Origin of the sequence: Pedobacter chinensis (genome assembly GCF_003339865.1) — a bacterium.
Taxonomy (GTDB): Bacteria; Bacteroidota; Bacteroidia; order Sphingobacteriales; family Sphingobacteriaceae; genus Pedobacter; species Pedobacter chinensis.
This window is the reverse complement of record NZ_QPKV01000002.1, coordinates 812,492-833,369: the sequence shown is the minus strand read 5'-3', so window position 1 is coordinate 833,369 and position 20,878 is coordinate 812,492. Positions and strand designations below refer to the sequence as shown.

Sequence of the window (20,878 nt, the reverse complement as noted above, 5' to 3'; positions counted from 1 at the left end):
GGATAAACCTAAAACAAAATCCGTTTCATTTGACAAAACGTAACAACTTGTGTGTTGTTAAAATAATAGACAATAATTTCTGTTTAAGGTTTAACCAACGATAAATATTTTTATTTAATTTAAGGCAGATTTAAAAACGAAGAAGATACAACCATATATTTGATTTCCTCTTGGTGATTTAATTTTTTACAGGAAGAGGAGAGAACGATAAAATTGTTTATAATGGTAACAATTTTATCTAAGTTTGTTTCTTTAATAATTATTAGGACAGAAAATGGCGGTAAGGGGAAACCAGTTTAAAACCAACACATTCAGAGATAAAGGTGCTGAAAATGCACCAGGCAAGTCGTCTTCCAGTCGCCAGCCGAAAGAAAAAAAAGAATATTTGCCAAGTTTCGACTTGCAGGATGGGCGTGCCGTGAAAATTGTAGGTCTGTTTTTTGTTATACTTTCGCTCTACTTTTTAATTGCTTTTACCTCATATTTATTTACATGGCAAGATGACCAGAGTTATGTAATTGATGCAAACGGGGGTTGGGGAAATCTCTTTAAAACTGCCGAAGAGCTTAAAGATGCAGGTGTTGACATTCCTGTAGTACAAAACTGGTTAGGGAAATTTGGAGCACTGTTGTCGCACCAATTTATTTATGAATGGTTTGGAATCGCATCATTTTTATTTGTATTGGCTTTTTTTATCATTGGTTACCGTTTATTGTTTAAGGTTAAAATCCTTTCTATTTCCAAAACATTAGGTTACAGCTTTTTCTTTTTATTGTTTATATCATTAACCCTGGGTTTTGCCCATGGTTTTTGGGGAGAATCGCCACATTATTTAGAGGGTGAATTTGGTTATTGGAGCAATAAATTACTAAGTGCCCAAATTGGTGCCGCAGGTGTTGCTGGTTTAATCGCCTTTGCCGGATTAACTATTTTAATCATTGCCTATAATATCGATTTTAAACTTCCTGAACGAAAGGAAAAAGAAGTTTACCTGGATAATGAAACGCCAGATTATGTAAATGAGGTAAGAGAGAAATTTGCACAAAACAGAGCAGCTGAAGAGCCGTCTGAACCAATTGAGTTTCCTGTGCGTGACAAACCACCTGTAAATAACGAGCGCAGGCAACAAAATGTAGTATTGCAGCCGAGCAGATTTGAAGAAAAAGAAGAAGATAAACAAGTAATTGCGCCTGTGGTTTTATCGCCATTGGCAACGAATTTACCTTTGGCAACCTCAGCAGCAGCAATGCCACTTACCGTAGAGCCAACTATTGAGGAGGAAAAAGAACCTGCTTTTACGATTGAAAAAACGGAAGAAGAAAAAAAATCTGACGATTTAGTTGAACAATTTGGAAATTACGACGAAAAACTCGATTTATCGGGCTATAAATATCCAACTGTTGATTTATTAGAGAATTACGGCACCAATAAAATTTCGGTAAATGCAGAAGAATTAGAAGCCAATAAAAATAAAATTGTAGAAACGCTTAATCATTATAACATTGAAATCGATAAGATTAAAGCTACAATTGGTCCAACGGTTACCCTTTACGAGATTATTCCTGCTCCCGGAGTAAGAATTTCTAAAATTAAAAATCTGGAAGATGATATTGCCCTTTCATTAGCAGCGTTAGGTATTCGTATTATAGCGCCAATGCCGGGAAAAGGGACAATTGGTATTGAGGTTCCAAACCAGCACCCGGAAATGGTACCGATGCGAAGTATCTTAAATACCGAAAAGTGGACGCAAAATACCATGGATTTGCCAATTGCACTGGGCAAAACCATCAGCAATGAAGTTTTTATTGCTGATTTAGCTAAAATGCCTCACTTATTGGTTGCAGGTGCCACTGGGCAGGGTAAGTCGGTTGGGATTAACTCCATTTTGGTTTCATTGTTGTTTAAAAAGCATCCGGCGCAATTAAAGTTTGTGTTGGTTGATCCAAAAAAGGTAGAATTAACGTTGTTCAATAGAATTGAGCGTCACTTTTTAGCAAAACTTCCAGGTGAAGCCGATGCCATTATTACCGATACTAAAAAGGTTGTAAATACCTTGAATTCTTTATGTATTGAAATGGATCAGCGTTATGATTTATTGAAAGATGCGCAGGTTAGGAACCTGAAAGAATACAACGACAAATTCATTAAACGTAAGCTCAATCCAAACAATGGGCATCGTTTTTTACCTTTCATTGTGTTGGTAGTGGATGAGTTTGCAGACTTAATGATGACTGCCGGCAAAGAAGTTGAAGCACCGATAGCACGTTTGGCACAATTGGCCCGAGCGATTGGAATCCACCTGGTTTTAGCTACTCAGCGTCCATCTGTTAATATTATCACAGGTACCATTAAAGCCAATTTCCCTGCGAGGTTAGCATTTAGGGTTTTATCAAAAATTGATTCCAGAACAATTCTGGATAGCGGCGGTGCCGATCAGCTGATTGGTCGTGGCGATATGCTTTTATCTACAGGCAGCGACTTAATCAGGCTACAGTGTGCTTTCGTTGATACACCAGAAGTGGATCGGATTTCTGAATATATCGGCAACCAACGCGGTTATGCAGATGCTTATCAGCTTCCTGAATATATAGATGAAGCAGGAGAAGGAAGTAAAGCAGATTTCGATCCTAATGAACGTGATAAATTCTTTGAAGATGCTGCAAGGCTCATCGTGATGCATCAGCAAGGTTCTACATCATTAATTCAGCGTAAACTTAAGCTTGGTTATAATAGAGCCGGTAGAATAATTGATCAATTAGAAGCCGCTGGAATTGTTGGTCCGTTTGAAGGAAGCAAAGCCAGAGAAGTTTTATATCCGGATGAATATTCTTTGGAACAATTCTTGAATAGCATGGATGACAAAGACTAGATTAAACCAATACGAAAAAATTTACTCTAACGTTTCAAAGAAAATTTAATATACACAAGATGAAGATGAAGAAATTAATTTCAGCATTAATGGTTGTAGTTGCATTTACAACATCAACTTATGCTCAAACTGATGCGAAGGCTAAAGCAATTTTAGCAGAAGTAAGTAAAAAATACAAATCGTACAATATTGTGAAAACCGATTTTAGTTTCACTTTGGATAATCCTAAAGCCAAGGTTAAGGAAACACAACAAGGTACTTTATACGTTAAAGCCAACTCAAATAAATATAAAGTGGCTATGACAAATCAGGAATTGTTTAGCGACGGTAAAAGCCAGTGGACTTACCTTAAAAAGGATAAAGAAGTTCAGGTAAGTAATGTAGATAATAGCGGAGATGCGATTAATCCGGCTAAAATTTTCACGGTTTACGAAAAAGGTTTTAAATACATTTATACCGGCGAAGAAAAGGTTGGTGCTAAAACATATCAAATGATTGATTTAACTCCTGTTGATGCTAAAAAATCGATCTTCAAAGTGCGTTTGAGTATTGATAAAGCTGCTAAGCAAATTGCTAACGTTGTTTTGTTCGATAAAAACGGAAACAAATACACTTACAATGTGAAAACTTTTTCGCCTAACGTAAACGTACCTGAAACTACTTTTGCTTTCGATGCCAAGAATTATCCGGGTGTTGAAGTGGTAGATTTAAGATAATTTCTTTTCCGTTTTTTCGGAATGGAACTTCAAAAGGTTCAGTTTGAAACAGCTGAACCTTTTTTATTTTATTATTGTTTCCCTCTTAGCTATCCTGTGAACACAAAATATTTCTCAGCCATGTTTATTGTCGTCATTCCGCGCAGGCGGGAATCCGATGTCATTAAGTTAAGACAACCGTTGTCACAATTCAGCGGTAAACCAGGTAAAATACCTGTAGGTCAGGGGTTCGTAGTTGCTTCGCGGTCTTCACTGCGTTCAGAATGACAATTATTTTTTGTTTTCTCCTTAAATAAGGACATATTGGGTGGTAACCACGATTGCTCATAGAAGATAATCTTAAAGCTTTCGCTATGAAAACGCATTAGAACGCCAATTAATTGGGTATGATGTATAGTTCTAAAGCTATATTCCCCAAAAGACAGGCTTTTAGGGAAAAAATATTCAGAAATGATTTAATCAATCTTAAACAGGAAAAATTGGCCTTTACGCCATTATTGATCTTTTTAGCAAACCAACATTGAGCTTTTTAACAAAGTAATCTCTTTAATTAAACCACAACTTTGTTAAAATAAAAATTCAAAAACAATGGCAAAAGTTTGGTTTATCACAGGCAGTTCAAGAGGACTTGGCAAAAGCCTGACAGAATTGGTTCTGGCCAATGGAGACAACGTGGCTGCCACAGCACGAAATCCAGAACAGTTAAAAGATTTGAAGGAACGTTATCCTGATCAAATCCTCGTTTTACCATTAGATGTAAGCGATCAATCACAAATTCATTCAACAGTTAATCAGGTGGTAAAACACTTTGGGCATATTGATGTATTGGTAAACAATGCAGGTTTTGGCATTACGGGTGCCGCAGAAGCCTTTACAGATGAGCAGGTACGGAGTCAGTTAGACGTGAATTTATATGCGCCTATTGAGGTTACACGAGCCATCCTGCCTTATATGCGGAAACAACGATCTGGCCGGATTTTACAAATCAGTTCTATTGGTGGCAGAGTTGGCAATGCAGGGCTAACCATGTATCAGGCGGCTAAATTCGGATTACAAGGTTTCGCAGAAGCATTAAATAAAGAAGTTGCTCCTTTGGGAATTAAGGTAACATCAATTGAACCGGGTGGTTTTCGTACGGATTGGGCAGGTGCATCCATGACGTTTGCTCAGGATGTTGAAGGGTATGAAAACATCATAGGCGGCATAAAGGAATTCCTGACGTCAGGAAAATTTGTTCCAATAGGCGATCCTGTCAAAGCTGCTAAAGTGATGATAGATTTAGCAGAACATCCTGAACCACCTGTACATTTGATACTGGGAAGTGAGGCTGCAGGCATTTTAAAAAATGCAGACGAAAGTAGAAAAGCAGAATTTGAGAAATGGCTTTCTGTAAGTATTTCTACCGACCATGATGATGCCATAAACCCATTTGAATCAGAAGAAGGCAAAAAATACATGGCTCAAAAAGGAATAAAAATTACCTAAATTAAAGTCAGTGAACATTACAACCGCTTTGGTGGTTGTAAAATTTATGAAACAATGATTTGCGTAATAAGATTCAATCATGAGATAAAAGTCCCACTCATTTGGGTGGGCTTTTCTTATTATCAATTATAAGTTTAATAACTTTGTGATGAATGGAAACAGGAAAAGAAAATAAAAAAGCATCGGGCATAACCTATTCCTGTTACCACAACAGAAGTAGGGAAGGAGAACACTTTGTACCTGAACATACATTGAGTTATCAGATAGCAGGTTCCTTAATTCTGAGCGATGGAAATCGGGAATACCCCTCTAATGACGGTTCGTTCAGGTTGATCAGAAGAAACCAATTATTGAAGTTTATAAAACAGCCTCCAGAAAACGGAGAATTCAAATCACTGTCAATTTACTTTAATCAGCAAATTTTAAAAAACATCAGTCTGGAATATGGCATAACGGCAGAAGAAACTCTTGACATCCAGCCCGTTTTTGAAGTAAAAACGAATGTGCTCATCAATAGCTATATTCATTCTCTACTGGCATATCATCAGGCGAACTACTTTGATAATCAGGAACTTATTGATTTAAAGCTAAAAGAAGGAATTTTAATCATCCTTCAGGCAAATCCGGAGTTAAAAAATATCTTATTTAATTTCAACGAACCTTATAAAATAGATTTAGAGGCATTTATGAATCAAAACTATCATTTTAATGTTCATTTAGAAAGATTTGCTTACTTAACAGGCAGAAGCCTGGCCACATTTAAACGCGATTTTGAAAAGTTATATCATACTACGCCGGGACGTTGGTTACAACAAAAACGTTTACAGGAAGCACACTACCTGATCACCGAAAAAGGGAAGGCGCCATCAGATATTTATCTTGATTTGGGGTTTGAAGACTTATCACATTTTTCTTACGTTTTTAAAAAGCAATTTGGAGAGGCTCCGTCAAGAATTATTGGCTAACCACTACCAGTGTAGATACTTCTGCAATTAAAAAAAGCTATTCGGCTAAGTGGGAAATGTTACCCCTATAAATCTCTCCTACAGGAATTTCTATTTCATTTAACAGAACCTGACTTTTGCTTATCGCTGTTATATGAATTTTATTTACCAAATAAGAACGATGTATCCGCTTAAATTGGCTTTCTGGTAATAATCCGCATAAATATTTCATGGTCATGTGCACCATCAAATTACCAATTTTGGTATAGAGCATGATGTAATCCCTTATGGATTGTGCATAAAGAATTTCTGTATGCGAAACCTTTACCAGGTTTCCTGATACCTTGAAATAAGTATATTCTTTTTCTGTATCAATAAGCATTGATTGTGACCTGAAAAGTTTATCCAAGCTTTTTTGGAAACGCTCAGTTGTAATGGGTTTTAACAAATAATCTACTGCTTCAAGTTCATAGCTGGTTACGGCATATTCAGAGAATGCAGTTGTAAAAATAACAGCTGGTGGGTTTTTGAGCGATTTTAAAAAATCGATTCCACTTAAAGCGGGCATTTTTATATCTAAAAATATTAAATCAATTTTTTGCTGGTGCAAAACTTCAAATGCCTCTATCGCTGTGCTGCATTTTTTGATCAAACATAAATTGTTATTCCCCTTTATATAGGTTTCTAAAATATCCTGAGCCAAAGGCTCATCATCTACAATTAAGCAATTGATCATTTCATTTTTAACATTAAACTTACTTGATAGATTTTACCATCGTTCTGTATTTCTAATTTGTATCTTTCTGGGTATAGAATATCCAATCTTTTCTTCACGTTTATTAAACCAATACCACCCAAATTTTCACTTGCCCTTGCAATGCTATTATCAACTTCGAGTATTAATTCATCTTCCGTATTGCAGATCACAATATTTACAAACCCCTGTTTTTCTTCATTTTCAATGCCATGCTTAAAAGCATTTTCTATAAAAGGCAGCAATAACAGCGGACTTATTTTACTTTCCTGATCAATGCCCTGAACATCAAAACTAATCACAATTGCAGAGCGATAGCGAATGTTTTCTATCTCGACATAGTTTTGAATAAATAAGATTTCATCCTTTAAAGGCACTAATTCCTCATCTGCTTTATACAACATATAACGCATCATTTCTGCCAGTCTGGCTACTAAAGGAGCAGTTTCTCTGGCTTGCTGTAATGCAAGCGCGTAAATATTATTAAGGGTGTTGAAAAAGAAATGAGGCTGTAGCTGTGCTTTTAAATAGGTAAGTTCAGAAATTAATTGTTGCTCTTTTAAAGCTTTCATCTGTTCATCTTGTTTGGCAGAATGGATAAAATAAGCTAGACAGCCGATGGATAAAAACTCTCTGAACATATAGGCTAAACTGTAACCAATAGACTTAAATTTATAGGCTCGCAAGGCGGATTTCCTTATTTCATCTGATAAAAAATCAAGATGTGAAAATAAAAAATGAATTCCTTTTTGGTATATGGAATAACCAATTAAAAACAGGATGATAAATGAAACGAATTTTAAAAGCTGCTTATTAATTAAATAAGATTTAACGATTTGATAGAAAACCAAAAATGCAATGACGCTTGAAGTTCCATACAAGATGGAGTATTCAGCTTCATAGAAAGAAATTCCCGTTAAGTGTTTTTCCCAAAAGTTATATTCCAGGTTTGTTAGAAAACCAAAGATGTAAAAGTAAGTGATGAAAAAAGCGATTTCTATTTTTAAATATTTCGAGATCCTGGGAATTTGCATACTTCAAGGTAAAAATTATTTTATTACTGGAATTTTAACAGAATTTTTTTTCGACTAAATGCAGGTTTTTTTCGACTAAAACCAATTTTATTCAACCTGTCGAATTTATTGAGTGACCAGTCTAATTAGGCCAAATATTTTAAAGGCTATCTATAGATTTGGAGAAAATAAAAACCCGGAATTATGAAAATTAATCTGTCATTTTTAATCCTCTGTTTATTGTTTACGGATACAGTGTTTGCGAAAGAAAAAATTGATGCTGAACACGTACTTAGAAAAACAAGCAAGACTTTAAACGAACTGAAGTCGATCTCTTACAATAGTTACCGGGAAATAAATAATTTTAAAGACAATTACTTTGCTCAGAATAGTGGGGCATCTTATTTTGAATATGGCTTTACGGCAGAGAACAAAGTTATCAGGTTTCAACTTCATTCGGATAATACTTTACAGGTTTATAATGGAACTGAATATTTCATTCTGGATCAGAAAGAGAAAACGATAGAATTGGAAAGGAAAAGCATAAAACAACTTAGTGGACTTTCTCTTCTTTATAATTCCATTACAACTATTCGCCTTGCTTTACCAATGCTTTTAAAGGATCCGGGTATTCCAAAATCTTTAAAGGATACTTTAATCGAAAATAAAATTTACTATTTAGTAAAATTTGAACTGAATAGGAAATCGATTGATTTTCCGAATGGATTTTCAAGTTTTGATAGCGAGGTTATTAAATATTATAAATTAATTATAGATAAGGAAACTTCATTACCTTATATGATCTTTGATGGAAACAGTATCTCTAAGGATGAGTATTATACCAAAACCATTTTCTCAAATATTGATGTAAATCCTAAATTACCAACAAAAAATTCATGGTTTTATTCTAGTTACACGGATTACGAAACCAAAAAGAAGATAATCCAAAAGCCCATGGTTACCATTGGCGACATTCTCCCAGATTGGTCATTACCCAGATATGGCTCCTCAAATTTAGAAAAAGTAAGATCTGATGATTTGAAAGGGAAAATTATTTTGATGGAGTTTTGGATTAAGAACTGTGGGTATTGTATGTTGGCATTTCCTGAAATTAAGGAACTGGAGGAAAAATATGGTAACCAAATAGAAATTTTAAGTGTGAATGCCTATGATAAAAAAGAAGAAGTAGACTTTTTTTATAAAAGAGAGAAACCTGGATACAAAATGCTTTATGATGGCGAAAAATTTGCTAATGACTTAGGGATCTACGCATATCCTGCTACGATTATGCTGGATAAGAAAGGAGAAGTTATTTATTCTTCTAAAGGCTTTAATAAAGAAGAAACTGAGCAAGCAATAAAAAAAGCATTACAATCTAATCTTTAGTAACGTTAGGTGTAACCTCAATGTTTTAAAAAAATGTTTAGGTTTGATTTGAGTAGAGTAGCAGATTTAATCAGGCAAATTTTAAAAAATTACCTGATTAAATCTGTTATTGTTTACATTTGTTTCAATGTCATTGCCACTAACAAACCATACTTTAGAGAAATTGGAAGCCTTGCTTTTAGCGATGGGTTACAAGGTTCGTTATGAAAAGGGGAACTTTAAAACAGGTTCATGCCTGCTTGAGCATAATAAAATCATTGTAGTTAATAAATTTTCCAACCTGGAGGGTAAAATTGCAGCTTTAGTTGCTTTGGTTAAGCAAACCAATGCTGATGAAAATCTGTTAGATGAAAAGCAACGTCAATTTTTTCACTCTTTACAGCAAACCGAATTATTTTAATGGATAAACAGTACTCGAATTATGCATTTGGAAAGGAAAGTTTAAGCCGATGAAAGTAACTTTTTTGGGCACTGGTACATCTCAAGGCGTTCCTGTAATAGCATGTAATTGCAAAGTTTGCCAATCAACAGATCAAAGAGATAAACGTTTACGCACCTCAATTTTAATTCAAACCGATGATAAAACCATTGTTGTAGATAGCGGTCCTGATTTTCGTTACCAGCTTTTGCGTGAAAATGTAAAAGATCTGGATGCCGTTCTTTTTACTCATGAACATAAAGATCATATTGCCGGTTTGGATGATATACGTCCATTTAACTATTTATTGCATAAGGTTATTGATGTTTATGCTACCGAGCGGGTTCAAACAGCTTTAAAACGAGAGTTTTACTATATTTTTGCTGAACATAAATATCATGGTGTACCACAAATCAATCTTCATACAGTAACCAATGGAGAAGATTTTTTAATTGGCAGAAATAAAATTATTCCTTTTGAAGTGATGCACCATTTATTATCCATTACAGGTTATAGAATAGGAGATTTTACTTACATAACAGATGCAAAAACCATTTCTGAAGCAAGTTTTGAGCAAATTAAAGGAACAAAAATATTAGTCATCAATGCTTTACAGAGAGAATCGCATATTTCTCATTTTACCTTAACCGAGGCAATCGAATTTGCGCAAAAAGTAGGCGCTGAAATAACTTATTTAACACATATCAGCCATAATTTGGGTTTACATGAGGAAGTGGAAAAAGAATTGCCTTTAAACATCAGGCTGGCTTATGATGGATTGAAAATTGAATTGTAAATCTCTATTTCAAAAATCCAAAATTAAATTATATTTGCAGCATAAACCCAGGTGGCGAAATTGGTAGACGCACCATCTTGAGGGGGTGGCGCTGGCAACGGCGTGGCAGTTCGAATCTGCTTCTGGGTACTGTTTAGGCATATATGCTTTAAAATAAAAAAACCAGACTTTGAAAAGTTCAAAGTCTGGTTTTTTTATTTTAATCTACTTCTGTTTTAATTGTAAGAATTACCGATGTTGATCCTTCTATTGCAGCGGAGGTTTAATAATTCTAATCCCGTCATGGTAAATGATTCGGGTAGTAACATCACCACCATAGATTAAAGCCTCGTCTGGCCGGTAAAGGTCCATTGCTATATCCGTGTTGTCTGGTAAATTAGGTGTGAAAATTATTTGCCTGTCAAATCAAAGTATGGTTTACTTCTCCAGATAATCTCATGTAAGCTTTGTAAAGTGGTGGAATGATTATAGAAAAGTCAAAAAAACCGAAGAGTAGTGTTATATTGATTTTTAAACTTATGATTCACTTCCCGTACTAAACATTTGCAACAAACTTTCAAGTGCAATTTTTGAGTGCAGTTTTTCCATATTTTCCAGGGTTTCTTTTGTGGCTTCTGCGGCTCTTTGCTGCATCTGTTTTTCAAAATGAGAAAGCACAGTTTTTATATCAGAATTTCTTTCATTCGTTAAGCATTCTGCCAGTTCAAATGCATCCTGCATAGCCAGATTTGCACCCTTGCCTGCAAATGGTGGCATACGATGAGCAGCATCGCCAAGCATCGTCAGGTTTTCCTGTGTTTCCCAGGTTTGGCTGAACGGAAAATAGTATTGCGGACGAGGGATAAAATATGCCTCATCACTTGTAAAAAGCTCATCCCATTGATCATTCCAACCTGCATATATTTTTTTGAACCACTCAAAAACCTGATCCTTGTTTTTGAAATCAATGCTGCTTTCTGTAATCCAATTTTCGGGCATTCTGCTGCTTGCAATAAACATCAGTGTGCCATCGCCTTTTGTGCCGTAAGTGAGCATTTGTTCATCACTAAAAGCCATCACTTTACCACCTTTTGCAAATTCAAAAAGTTTTGGTGCATTTTTCTCTGCGTTGTAAATAGTTCCCTCAATTAGCGTAACACCAGCATAAACAGGCTTTTCAGCAGTTAGATACGAACGTACCCTGGAGTTTGCACCATCAGCAGCCACCACTAAATCAGCATAAGCGTTTGTTCCGTTTTTGAAATGCAAGAGCCAGCCGTTTTTTTCTTTTTCCATTGAAATAAAATGACTGTTCCATACAATAGTATCAGGCTTCAATGAATCAAGCAAAATATCCCTCAAGGGTGCCCGATCAATTTCGGGGCAGATTTCTGAAAGAGATTTTTCTTTATCATGATCGCTGAATTTGACACTGAATGTTTTATCCAAAACCATCATTCTGCTTGCAATCGGACGATAGTGTTTATGGAATTCTTCAAGTAAACCAGCTCGTTTTATTGCTTCTAAACCAGAGTCTTCATGCAAATCAAGTGGAGTGCCCTGCACACGCACCTCACGATTAACATCTCTTTCGTAAACTTTTACCTCAACGTTTTGCATTTGCAAAAGTTTTGCTAAGGTCAATCCGCCCATTCCTCCGCCCACAATGGCGATTTTTTTATTTTGTACCAACATAACTTAATTTATGCAACAAAGTTATGTTGAGGTCAGTGCTGATAATAGTATAAATCGGTCGTTTTTGTTTTTAAATAATTCTTTTGGTACTACGCCAGAAAATTTTTTTATTTCTTTGATGAAGTGGGTTTGGTCAAAAAAATTTTCTTCGGGGAAAAGTTTCCCCTGTGCAATGTGTGCTAATGATGCGCGAAAACGAATTATATTGCAATACACTTTTAGTGAAATGCCGAATTGCTGATTGAAGTACCGGTTAATCTGGCGACTGCTCCAGCCAACGTTATCAGATAGTTGTTTTATAGTAATAGCGCCATTTGTAGCATAGATCAATTCAAATAATTTTTGCTTGCGTTGATCAATTTCTTTCGGTAAAAGCGATTGAATTTTTTGTGAAGCCTTATCGCAAAATGCATCAAAATCTTCTAAATCATCAGCACTGAAATCCCAAAAATCAGTTGGCAGTAATTTTCCATTGTTTACGATATCGGAAATGGTTTCATGAAAAATGTATTCTACGGCAAGTAATTTAAAACTAACGGAAAAAATCAAACTATTGGCTGGTATAGTGCCCTGCTCGTATTGTTGTGTGCCCACACCTAAAAGTCTGATCCGAAAAGGCACCGTGGATGATTTAAAAAGAGATAAATCAATACGCCCGTCAGGTAATCCTATTGTTTCTTTATTGCGATCAGATTGATTGTGCAAAAACCAAAAACTTTCTACAAAGTCTGAAAGCGATTTATCAGGCTTGATGTTTTGATATATTAAGTCACTGTCCATTACTATCTGTCCGTTTAGGATACCGCATTAAAACGACCGTAACCCCCTGGTTAATGGCAGGTGTTTTTGCTTATTTCATTTTTGTCCGTTTGCCAAAGGTTTGATCAATGTTTTAATCATGAGGTTCCCATAATTGAATTTTGTTTCCTTCAATATCTAAAATATGAACAAATTTACCATAATCGTATGTTTCAATTTTATCAACGATGGTTACGTTTTCCTTTCTTAATTCTTCAACCAATGCTTCTAAATTCTCTACCCTGTAGTTTATCATGAAGTCTTTTGCTGAAGGCTCAAAATATTTTGTGTTTTCTGCAAAAGGGTTCCATTGGGTAAGTCCCTTTTTTGTGCTGTCATCACTTTGGCGCCATTCAAAGCTTGTTCCGTAGGGAGTTGTATCAAACCCAAGGTGTGTTTTATACCATTCGTTAATTGCTTTTGGATCTTTGCATTTGAAAAAAATGCCGCCTATACCTGTTACTTTTTTCATTTTTATTGCGTTTTTATTTTGTGGTGTTATTATTGTCTTAAATGCGAAACCAAAGCAAAATGATATCACAGTTATGAGAATGATTAAAGTTGTTTTTTTCATTGCTGATATAAAGATATATTTTTGTTCGTGATCTGAATACTGATTAGACTATTATTGTTGAGAAATGTTAGACCTACCGCTTAGCCATCCAAAAGTTCTGAACGGAAATGGATTGAAAGGAGGCTATTTTCAGATTTCTACTAAACAATATTTTGAGGAGGCCCGAATGTTTACCAATCGGGCATTAAGCTTCAATTTCATTCAGTGAGAAACACTTGGCAGCCTTTACATTAAACCCATATTGGTTGCACGGGCTTTTAGCCATGTTCTAAATTCCAAAGACAAAAATTGATTTTTTTCAAATGTTGATGTGTTTTGCTCATTTACTTGCCAATTTTCGTCTGTAATTGTGCAGGATAACGGTCACCTATAATCTTAATTGTCGCCAATACCGAATTGATTTTGTTTAATTCATCGTCAGACAACGAAATATTAATTCCACCAATATTTTCTTGCAAACGGTGTAATTTTGATGTTCCCGGAATTGGAACAATGAAAGGTTTTTGAGCTAACAACCATCCTAACGCAATTTGTGCAGGTGTAGCATTTTTGTCTTTCGCAATAGAAACGACTAAATCAACTAATGCCTGATTGGCTTCCCTGTTTTCTTGATTAAAACGTGGCGACATACTTCTTCCGTCTGTTTTGTCAAATTCGGTGTTGGCATTTATAGTTCCTGTCAAAAAGCCTTTTCCTAACGGACTGAATGGAACAAAACCGATACCCAACGCCTCTAATGTTGAAATGATTTCATTTTCAGGTTCACGATAAAACATGGAATACTCGCTTTGCAAAGCTGCTACAGGTAAAACAGCGTGAGCCTTGCGAATGGTTTCTGCATTTGCTTCACACAGACCGAAGTGTTTTACCTTACCTTCTTTCATCAGATCTTTTACTGTGCCTGCAACATCTTCAATGGGAACATTGGGGTCAAACCTGTGTTGGTAGAACAAATCAATGTAATCGGTTTTTAGCCGTTTTAAAGATTCCTCTGCAGCGGATCTTATATTTTCAGGACGGCTATCCATTCCCAACATAGTCTTGCCTTCCTTAAAACCAAATTTAGTAGCAATAACTACTTCCCTGCGAAACGGAGCAAGGGCTTCTCCTACTAATTCTTCATTATCGCCATAGGCTTGTGCGGTATCAAAAAAAGTAATTCCGTTCTCGTATGCCGAACGCAATAATTTTATGTTTTCATTTTTTGCAGGTGCATTTGGAAAACTTAATCCCATACAACCAAAGCCTAATGCAGACACTTCTAATCTGCTGTTTCCTAATTTTCTTGTTTTCATTTTTTTAAATTTATACCGCAAATGACAGCATTAGAAAATGAACTAGACTTGCCATATGGCAAAAAGTGATTCTCCAGGAGTAATTGTTCTTTGCAGTTGAAACCTTTCCTTGAAGAGCGGGATTTGTAGGCAGTGGACAAAACCCAAAGGTTTGGGAAAGGAATTTATGCAAAATTTCAAGGTGCAAAGATTTTTCGGCCGTGCTCGAAATGATGGGGTTTTTAAGTCTTGAATAGACTTCTTATTTCTGCCAAGATTACACCCCAACTATTTGGGAATAGAATTTGATATGTTCGAATTATGGAAGAGAAAAAAATAAATAAAGATATTGAGTTTACTGATATCCCAGAAGGCACGAGTACAGATATTTATGCCAACTTAAAAGAAAAATTAGAAACTGTTGAAAAGTTTCCGGGTGTGTATAATTTTAAGTTTATTATCACCGGCGGGTTAGATAAAATAGAAGAATTGCGTAAGATTTTGCCTAATGATGAATTTATTGAGCAACCTTCTAAAACTGGTAAATACGTATCCATTACAGTAAAAAAAGAAATGCAAAATGCTGATGAAGTAATTGCTGTTTACAAACAAGCTGGAAACATCAAAGGGATTATGATACTATAGGTTTTCCCGCTGATGCCGCAGATCACGCAGATTTTTTCTCTGCGAAAATCTTCTGCAGGAAATAATTTGCTAAAGAAGAAGCATAATTGGGGATGGTGGGTTAGCAATTAAAGGGGTTATAATACTGTAGGTTTTCCCGCTGATGCCGCAGATCACGCAGGTTTTTTCTCTGCGAAAATCATTTTCAATCTGCGGGAGATAATTTGCTAAAGAAGAAGAAGCATAATTGGGGATGGTGGGTTAGCAATTAACGGGGTTATGATACTATAGGTGTCCCGCTGATGCGGCGGATCACGCAGATTTTCTCTGCGAAAATCATTTCAATCAGCGGGAAATAATTTGTTAAAGAAGAAGAAACATAATTAGGGATGGTGGGTTAGCAATTAAAGAGATTATGATACTATAGGTTTTCCCGCTGATGCCGCAGATCATGCAGATTTTTTCTCTGCGAAAATCATTTTCAATTTGTGGGAGATAATTTGCTAAAGAAGAAGAAGCATAATTGGGGATGGTGGGTTGGCAATCAAAGGGGTTATGATACTATAGGTTTCCCGCTGATGCGGCGGATTACGCAGATTCTTACCGAAGGTCAGTATAACAAATCCTTTTGTTGAACCAGATCTACATCCAATTCTCGTTTCCGCTTTCCACCTGATATAACCAATAATTTACCAGCTGTTTAATTTCAGTATAATTACCATATTTGAAATGAATTTCTCCGGCAGCAGTGTGTAAGCATAAATGACCAACATCTACACTCTTATGCCAGGGATACTGTGAGGTAGTTATGGCCTGAATTTTATTGGGCATGATGATTTCGTTGGAGATATCCCAGATGCCACTCGTTTTGATAATAAAATCCTGATTTACCGATATCCGGTGTTTGCGGTAGCTGATATAAATCATCAAAACACCAGTAATCAGGTAAGCAATTGCAAATCCAATATAAGGTTTTAATTCAGGCACATTAAATATGATGATTAAGAAAATGGCCACAGGTAAAACCAGCTTAAAGAAAATCGGCAGGTTTAAAAACCGCCAGTCGGGTATAAAGGTTTTGCCTTTAAGCGGAACTCGTGTTAATATCATTTTTAATAACTCATCACGTTCATGAGTATTACAACCCACAATTTCCAAAGTGTTACCCTGCATTTCATGCCCTTTTTTACTTTCTCCAAAATGAGCTTGCTTTAAACTTATGTTCAACATATTAAGTTTCTTCTGAAAGTAGTTTTGGCTATATTTGGTAATCTGAACCTTGTTCGGACTAATTAATGTGCTTTTTTTAGCAATTAAACCTGATGATAGGAGCAATGAATGCCTGTGCTGGCTAATCTCTAATTCAAAATACTTATAAAAGGTTCTTAGCAGGTTAATAATCAGCAAAACCACTAAGAGGATAAAAACAATTACTGCAACAGAAAATAAAGTAGCAAGCCCTAACACAGTACTTTTAACATAGCCTTTATCGAGTTCGAACACATCCATAATGTGCCGTGCCTCTTGAATGGTGTATAAGAAAAAGGCCACCATCAGCGCTAAGCTTTGTCCGTAGTTGGATGTTAAGCCAACTTTAAACAATGTCCATGAGCTTATTCTTAAAATTGGTGTGTTTTCTGCATCGGTTGCTTTTTTGTCAGATACCAATGCCGTAGGAACTGTTTCTGTTTTTCTGCTCAACAAATGTTCTTTTAAGTTATAAGCAGAAACTTCATCAATGGCTTTAATGCTCACTTCCTCTCCGCTTGATCCGGCAGTATCGATTTTCAACCCGTAAACACCAATTAATTTCTGCAGGATATTCTGGTTAATGTTAACCTGTTGAATTTTATCCAGTTGAATGATTACCTGATCACGGTTTAAAATTCCTTTATTAACCACAAATTCCTGTTTTTCTTTATCTAAAAAGAAAGTGAAGTTTAAATACCATAAATAAGAAAAGATCAAGCAAAGTAAAATAATTAACCCAATGCCGAGTAAGGTGTAAGTGGTGTAGGCTGCACCCATTTTAACAAACGCATAGATCAGGAAAAAAATCGTGGCTTTGCCGATTTTGTATGCGGTATGGGCAGCAATGATAATGATGCCAAAGGCCGATTGCCGTTGTGGTTTGCTGAAATCGTTGTTCATTATATTTCGTTTTCAGTTTCAGGATTTTCGATCAGATCAAGCTTGTTCAAAAGCAAATCTCTGATGCTTTTTGCCTCAGCTATCGGGATTCCGGCTATCCGAAGATGCCCTGTTTGCCCACCGGCAGTAAAAATTTGTAGTGAACCAAGTTTGTAGATTCTGGAGAGCATGCCTTCATTCAGTTCGATATGCTGGATTCTGTTTAAAGGAACAATTGTAGTCGATTCTGCAATGATGCCACTTTTATAAATCACATCTTTGGTTCTTATTGCATATCCGCGTTTTTTAAAACTCGCCCAAAAGAGGAGAAAGAAAATTACCATCAATGCCACATAAACAGTTGCAATTAAGATAACATGCGGCCTGACTTTTTGATTGAAAACAATTAGCAAACCTCCTCCGATTCCAATTAATAAAAATAAGATGAAAAGATTGATGCAAATGATTTTCCAGTAATCTGAATGGGGTTTGTTCAAATGGATCTCTTCATATTTAGGAAGTGATTCCAGATCAATGGCTTCGTTTGTAAAAATTTCTGCAGACATGGTTTAAAGATATAAAACTAAATTAATCTCTCCTTGAGACAATCTGTTAAATCTTTTGTTACCTCGCTACAATAAACTTTTTTACCGCATTGTACTGACCGGAATCGGAAGTGATTTTGAAAAAATAAATACCAGGTACAAATGTCGTTGTATTTATTTCTAAGGTATGTTTACCTGTATTCAGATATTCATTTAAAACTGTTTTCACAATACGGCCCAACATGTCATACACCTGAATATTGATTTTATCAGTTTCTGGTAAAACCACATCAATAAAGGTTTGGGTTCCTGCAGGATTGGGATAATTTTGAGATACAACAAACAGGAGGAATTTATCGAAAATAGCTTTGTTTATAGCATCAAATATAACGTAACTGATTAATCTATATCCCCGTGCATTAGGGTGAAAAGTATCCTGATACAGGCTGAAGTCTCTTCTTACGGCAGCATTAATGTCGGCCAGGTAAATTTTATATTCTGTAACTAATCTTCTGTAAATCGTATTTATGGCCCTGATATTAGCATTTACCTGAACAAGTGATTGATTGTTCCGGTCATCCACATTTTGTAAAGTACAAAGAATGGGCACTAAATTTTGCTTTAAACTCGTTGTGATCAATGATCGCATATTGGCCTCGGTTTCAGCAATGCTGCCTCTGCCATTGGCAATTGCCGCTGCATCATTAATTCCCATGGAAATCACAATAAAGCCCGTTCGATCCCTTATGGCATTGTCGATTCTTAATAAACCCTGATAGGTAGTTTGCCCACCTATCCCATGATTGGTGATATCAACAATTTTGTTTGTATAGCAGTTTAAGAAATTATTTTTAAGTGCATCCTGAAAACCAACACCACCAACACCTTCCACTGTACTCGCACCAAAAGTTACAATATTGATACTATCTTTTGCATAAAACTGAGCAGCCTCCGGACAACTTACTCTTGGCGGATTGGTAGTTTGAGCAAAACCAGAAATAGATAAAGAAAAAAGCAACACCAAAAATGTAAAAAGCTGCGTGCTAAATTTCATTATAAATGATCATTCAGATTAGTATTTAGGATATCTTTAAATGGTGCAATTTACAAAAAAATGGTTTAAAAAATATTTCATAAGGTTGAATTTTATTTAAAGAAATAATTTTTCAATAAAAGATGGTTTAAAATCGTTTTTTAAGGTTAAGGGATCAGGTTCAATACTATACCATTAATCCTGCATTCATTGCAGCTTTAATCTCAATTCACTTATTATCTTATGCCTTTTGTGCTAAAACCCTATATTTGCCCAAATTCATTTTGTTATGCAAGAGATTAAAAATTATGTAGAAACCCACAAACAACGCTTTTTAGATGAGCTGTTTGAACTGTTGCGTTTCCCATCGGTTAGTGCCGACCCGAAATACAAGGAAGATGTTTTAAAAACTGCAGATTATGTTGCACAAAAGTTGAAAGATGCTGGTGCAGATCGTGTGGAGATATGTCCTACGGCAGGTTATCCTATTGTTTACGGTGAAAAAATCATAGATTCTTCGTTACCTACGGTTTTAATTTATGGTCACTATGATGTGCAACCTGCAGATCCATTGGAACTCTGGCATACGCCACCTTTTGAACCTACTGTGCGTGACGGTAGAATTTATGCCCGTGGTGCCTGTGATGACAAAGGACAATTCTACATGCATGTAAAAGCATTTGAATTAATGATGCAAACCAATACTTTAGCCTGCAATGTGAAATTTATGATTGAAGGTGAAGAGGAGGTTGGTTCTGCTAATCTTGGAATTTTCGTAAAAGAAAATGCAGAACGTTTAAAAGCTGATGTGGTTTTAATTTCCGATACCTCAATGATCAGTATGGAGCACCCTTCCATTGAAACCGGTTTGCGCGGTTTGGCTTATATGGAAGTGGAGGTTGTTGGCCCGAATCGTGATTTACACTCTGGGGTTTATGGTGGCGCAGTGGCTAACCCGGCTACAATTCTATGTAAAATGATCGCATCATTGCACGATGAAAACAATCATATTACCATTCCAGCTTTTTACGATAAAGTTGTTGAGCTCACAGATGAAGAGAAGAAAGCGTTGAATTCAGCCCCTTATGATGAAAATGAATACAAACAAGATCTTGATATTGAAGAAGTTTGGGGTGAGAAAGGATATTCTACTTTAGAGCGTACAGGTACCCGACCAACATTAGAGGTTAACGGGATTTGGAGTGGCTATATTGGAGAAGGTGCTAAAACAGTACTGCCAAGTAAAGCAAATGCAAAAATTTCAATGCGTTTGGTTCCAAATCAAAGTTCTGAAGAAATCGCAGAAATTTTTACCAAACATTTTGAAAGTATTGCACCTAAAAATGTTAAGGTTAAGGTAACGCCACATCATGGCGGGGAGCCTGTGGTTACGCCAACGGATAGTATTGCTTACCAGGCTGCTGAGAAAGCCATTGAAGATAGTTTTGGTAAAAAAGCAATTCCAACGCGTGGCGGAGGAAGTATTCCGATTGTGGCCTTATTTGAAGATGCTTTAGGCATTAAATCGGTTCTTTTCGGTTTTGGTTTGGATAGTGATGCCCTGCATTCGCCTAATGAAAAATACGATATTTACAATTATTATAAAGGAATTGAAACTTTGCCTTTATTTCACAAATATTTTGCTGAGTTAAGTAAATAGCCTTCATCTTATTTGCCAAACTGAATGCAGTTGAAGACCAATCAATCCCTGCCAAATGATGGGCAGGGATTTTTTTTGAATAAATACACCACTTTCGTTTCATGAGGGACACGAACCAGGATCCCTCGATGTAATGACTTTTGTAGCCGGTAAGCCACCGACCATGAGAGCAGGAATTGATGGTA

At 36.0% G+C, this 20,878-nt stretch carries 18 protein-coding genes and 1 tRNA gene; 10 read left to right on the top strand and 9 right to left on the bottom strand.

The window, feature by feature from the left end; all coding sequences use genetic code 11:
- The first annotated feature begins 274 nt into the window (after nucleotides 1–274).
- The 4 genes from DU508_RS04860 (at nucleotide 275) to DU508_RS04840 (ending at nucleotide 6,035) form a co-directional block, all read left to right on the top strand.
- Nucleotides 275–2,869 (top strand): FtsK/SpoIIIE family DNA translocase, encoded by a 2,595-nt coding sequence (locus DU508_RS04860; RefSeq protein ID WP_115401677.1) that lies wholly within the window; start codon nucleotides 275–277, stop codon nucleotides 2,867–2,869.
- Between the two features lie 65 nt (nucleotides 2,870–2,934).
- Entirely contained in the window at nucleotides 2,935–3,585 is a 651-nt protein-coding gene (locus DU508_RS04855) for a LolA family protein (RefSeq protein WP_115401827.1), read from the top strand.
- A gap of 588 nt (nucleotides 3,586–4,173) precedes the next feature.
- Nucleotides 4,174–5,070, top strand: a complete 897-nt coding sequence (locus DU508_RS04845; RefSeq protein WP_115401675.1) for an oxidoreductase — start codon at nucleotides 4,174–4,176, stop codon at nucleotides 5,068–5,070.
- A gap of 152 nt (nucleotides 5,071–5,222) precedes the next feature.
- Nucleotides 5,223–6,035 carry an AraC family transcriptional regulator gene (locus DU508_RS04840; protein WP_115401674.1) on the top strand — a complete coding sequence of 271 codons (813 nt, stop codon included), beginning with the start codon at nucleotides 5,223–5,225 and terminating at the stop codon, nucleotides 6,033–6,035.
- Between the two features lie 37 nt (nucleotides 6,036–6,072).
- Here the strand turns inward: DU508_RS04840 and DU508_RS04835 are convergent, their stop codons facing one another.
- Together DU508_RS04835 and DU508_RS04830 are read right to left on the bottom strand one after the other, a co-directional pair.
- Entirely contained in the window at nucleotides 6,073–6,750 is a 678-nt protein-coding gene (locus DU508_RS04835; protein WP_199562642.1) for a LytR/AlgR family response regulator transcription factor, read from the bottom strand.
- Entirely contained in the window at nucleotides 6,747–7,802 is a 1,056-nt protein-coding gene (locus DU508_RS04830; protein ID WP_115401673.1) for a sensor histidine kinase, read from the bottom strand. Before DU508_RS04830 ends, DU508_RS04835 begins: the two co-directional genes overlap by 4 nt.
- A gap of 183 nt (nucleotides 7,803–7,985) precedes the next feature.
- On the opposite strand from DU508_RS04830, the gene DU508_RS04825 reads away from it, so the two are divergent.
- The 4 genes from DU508_RS04825 (at nucleotide 7,986) to DU508_RS04810 (ending at nucleotide 10,510) form a co-directional block, all read left to right on the top strand.
- Entirely contained in the window at nucleotides 7,986–9,167 is a 1,182-nt protein-coding gene (locus tag DU508_RS04825) for a TlpA family protein disulfide reductase (RefSeq protein WP_115401672.1), read from the top strand.
- Nucleotides 9,168–9,294: 127 nt separating this feature from the next.
- On the top strand, nucleotides 9,295–9,567 hold the full coding sequence (locus tag DU508_RS04820; protein ID WP_115401671.1) for a hypothetical protein: 273 nt from the start codon (nucleotides 9,295–9,297) through the stop codon (nucleotides 9,565–9,567).
- 49 nt (nucleotides 9,568–9,616) lie between these two features.
- The gene (locus DU508_RS04815) at nucleotides 9,617–10,381 is read left to right on the top strand and encodes an MBL fold metallo-hydrolase (protein ID WP_115401670.1); all 765 of its coding nucleotides are present in this window, start codon (nucleotides 9,617–9,619) and stop codon (nucleotides 10,379–10,381) included.
- A gap of 45 nt (nucleotides 10,382–10,426) precedes the next feature.
- Nucleotides 10,427–10,510: transfer RNA gene (locus DU508_RS04810), tRNA-Leu, on the top strand.
- A 387-nt stretch (nucleotides 10,511–10,897) separates the two neighbouring features.
- On the opposite strand, the gene DU508_RS04805 is transcribed toward DU508_RS04810, so the two are convergent.
- The 4 genes from DU508_RS04805 to DU508_RS04790 all read right to left on the bottom strand — a co-directional run bounded on the left by DU508_RS04805 (nucleotide 10,898) and on the right by DU508_RS04790 (nucleotide 14,722).
- Nucleotides 10,898–12,055 (bottom strand): FAD-dependent oxidoreductase, encoded by a 1,158-nt coding sequence (locus tag DU508_RS04805; protein ID WP_115401669.1) that lies wholly within the window; start codon nucleotides 12,053–12,055, stop codon nucleotides 10,898–10,900.
- A 21-nt stretch (nucleotides 12,056–12,076) separates the two neighbouring features.
- Complete coding sequence (locus tag DU508_RS04800) at nucleotides 12,077–12,835, bottom strand: helix-turn-helix domain-containing protein (RefSeq protein WP_115401668.1); 759 nt, start codon at nucleotides 12,833–12,835, stop codon at nucleotides 12,077–12,079.
- 112 nt (nucleotides 12,836–12,947) lie between these two features.
- Complete coding sequence (locus tag DU508_RS04795) at nucleotides 12,948–13,427, bottom strand: VOC family protein (protein WP_199562641.1); 480 nt, start codon at nucleotides 13,425–13,427, stop codon at nucleotides 12,948–12,950.
- A gap of 323 nt (nucleotides 13,428–13,750) precedes the next feature.
- On the bottom strand, nucleotides 13,751–14,722 hold the full coding sequence (locus tag DU508_RS04790) for an aldo/keto reductase (protein ID WP_115401667.1): 972 nt from the start codon (nucleotides 14,720–14,722) through the stop codon (nucleotides 13,751–13,753).
- A 300-nt stretch (nucleotides 14,723–15,022) separates the two neighbouring features.
- On the opposite strand from DU508_RS04790, the gene DU508_RS04785 reads away from it, so the two are divergent.
- Nucleotides 15,023–15,346, top strand: a complete 324-nt coding sequence (locus DU508_RS04785) for a DUF493 family protein (RefSeq protein ID WP_115401666.1) — start codon at nucleotides 15,023–15,025, stop codon at nucleotides 15,344–15,346.
- A 621-nt stretch (nucleotides 15,347–15,967) separates the two neighbouring features.
- Here the strand turns inward: DU508_RS04785 and DU508_RS04780 are convergent.
- The 3 genes from DU508_RS04780 to DU508_RS04770 are packed head-to-tail and all read right to left on the bottom strand — an operon-like array spanning nucleotide 15,968 to nucleotide 19,054.
- Nucleotides 15,968–17,476 carry a PH domain-containing protein gene (locus tag DU508_RS04780; protein ID WP_115401665.1) on the bottom strand — a complete coding sequence of 503 codons (1,509 nt, stop codon included), beginning with the start codon at nucleotides 17,474–17,476 and terminating at the stop codon, nucleotides 15,968–15,970.
- Nucleotides 17,476–18,021 (bottom strand): PH domain-containing protein, encoded by a 546-nt coding sequence (locus DU508_RS04775; RefSeq protein WP_115401664.1) that lies wholly within the window; start codon nucleotides 18,019–18,021, stop codon nucleotides 17,476–17,478. Before DU508_RS04775 ends, DU508_RS04780 begins: the two co-directional genes overlap by 1 nt.
- A gap of 58 nt (nucleotides 18,022–18,079) precedes the next feature.
- Nucleotides 18,080–19,054 carry an SGNH/GDSL hydrolase family protein gene (locus DU508_RS04770; protein WP_115401663.1) on the bottom strand — a complete coding sequence of 325 codons (975 nt, stop codon included), beginning with the start codon at nucleotides 19,052–19,054 and terminating at the stop codon, nucleotides 18,080–18,082.
- A gap of 268 nt (nucleotides 19,055–19,322) precedes the next feature.
- Here DU508_RS04770 and DU508_RS04765 point away from each other — a divergent pair, with 268 nt between their 5' ends.
- Nucleotides 19,323–20,693, top strand: coding sequence for a dipeptidase (locus tag DU508_RS04765; RefSeq protein WP_115401662.1), 1,371 nt, complete (start codon nucleotides 19,323–19,325; stop codon nucleotides 20,691–20,693).
- The last annotated feature ends 185 nt before the right edge of the window (nucleotides 20,694–20,878 follow it).

Excerpts from the sequence above, each read along its gene's own strand:
- DU508_RS04860 (WP_115401677.1), top strand. The coding sequence starts at position 275 with ATGGCGGTAAGGGGAAACCAGTTTAAAACCAACACATTCAGAGATAAA.
- DU508_RS04855 (WP_115401827.1), top strand. The coding sequence starts at position 2,935 with ATGAAGAAATTAATTTCAGCATTAATGGTTGTAGTTGCATTTACAACA.
- DU508_RS04845 (WP_115401675.1), top strand. The coding sequence starts at position 4,174 with ATGGCAAAAGTTTGGTTTATCACAGGCAGTTCAAGAGGACTTGGCAAA.
- DU508_RS04840 (WP_115401674.1), top strand. The coding sequence starts at position 5,223 with ATGGAAACAGGAAAAGAAAATAAAAAAGCATCGGGCATAACCTATTCC.
- DU508_RS04835 (WP_199562642.1), bottom strand. The coding sequence starts at position 6,750 with ATGATCAATTGCTTAATTGTAGATGATGAGCCTTTGGCTCAGGATATT.
- DU508_RS04830 (WP_115401673.1), bottom strand. The coding sequence starts at position 7,802 with ATGCAAATTCCCAGGATCTCGAAATATTTAAAAATAGAAATCGCTTTT.
- DU508_RS04825 (WP_115401672.1), top strand. The coding sequence starts at position 7,986 with ATGAAAATTAATCTGTCATTTTTAATCCTCTGTTTATTGTTTACGGAT.
- DU508_RS04820 (WP_115401671.1), top strand. The coding sequence starts at position 9,295 with ATGTCATTGCCACTAACAAACCATACTTTAGAGAAATTGGAAGCCTTG.
- DU508_RS04815 (WP_115401670.1), top strand. The coding sequence starts at position 9,617 with ATGAAAGTAACTTTTTTGGGCACTGGTACATCTCAAGGCGTTCCTGTA.
- DU508_RS04805 (WP_115401669.1), bottom strand. The coding sequence starts at position 12,055 with ATGTTGGTACAAAATAAAAAAATCGCCATTGTGGGCGGAGGAATGGGC.
- DU508_RS04800 (WP_115401668.1), bottom strand. The coding sequence starts at position 12,835 with ATGGACAGTGACTTAATATATCAAAACATCAAGCCTGATAAATCGCTT.
- DU508_RS04795 (WP_199562641.1), bottom strand. The coding sequence starts at position 13,427 with ATGAAAAAAACAACTTTAATCATTCTCATAACTGTGATATCATTTTGC.
- DU508_RS04790 (WP_115401667.1), bottom strand. The coding sequence starts at position 14,722 with ATGAAAACAAGAAAATTAGGAAACAGCAGATTAGAAGTGTCTGCATTA.
- DU508_RS04785 (WP_115401666.1), top strand. The coding sequence starts at position 15,023 with ATGGAAGAGAAAAAAATAAATAAAGATATTGAGTTTACTGATATCCCA.
- DU508_RS04780 (WP_115401665.1), bottom strand. The coding sequence starts at position 17,476 with ATGAACAACGATTTCAGCAAACCACAACGGCAATCGGCCTTTGGCATC.
- DU508_RS04775 (WP_115401664.1), bottom strand. The coding sequence starts at position 18,021 with ATGTCTGCAGAAATTTTTACAAACGAAGCCATTGATCTGGAATCACTT.
- DU508_RS04770 (WP_115401663.1), bottom strand. The coding sequence starts at position 19,054 with ATGAAATTTAGCACGCAGCTTTTTACATTTTTGGTGTTGCTTTTTTCT.
- DU508_RS04765 (WP_115401662.1), top strand. The coding sequence starts at position 19,323 with ATGCAAGAGATTAAAAATTATGTAGAAACCCACAAACAACGCTTTTTA.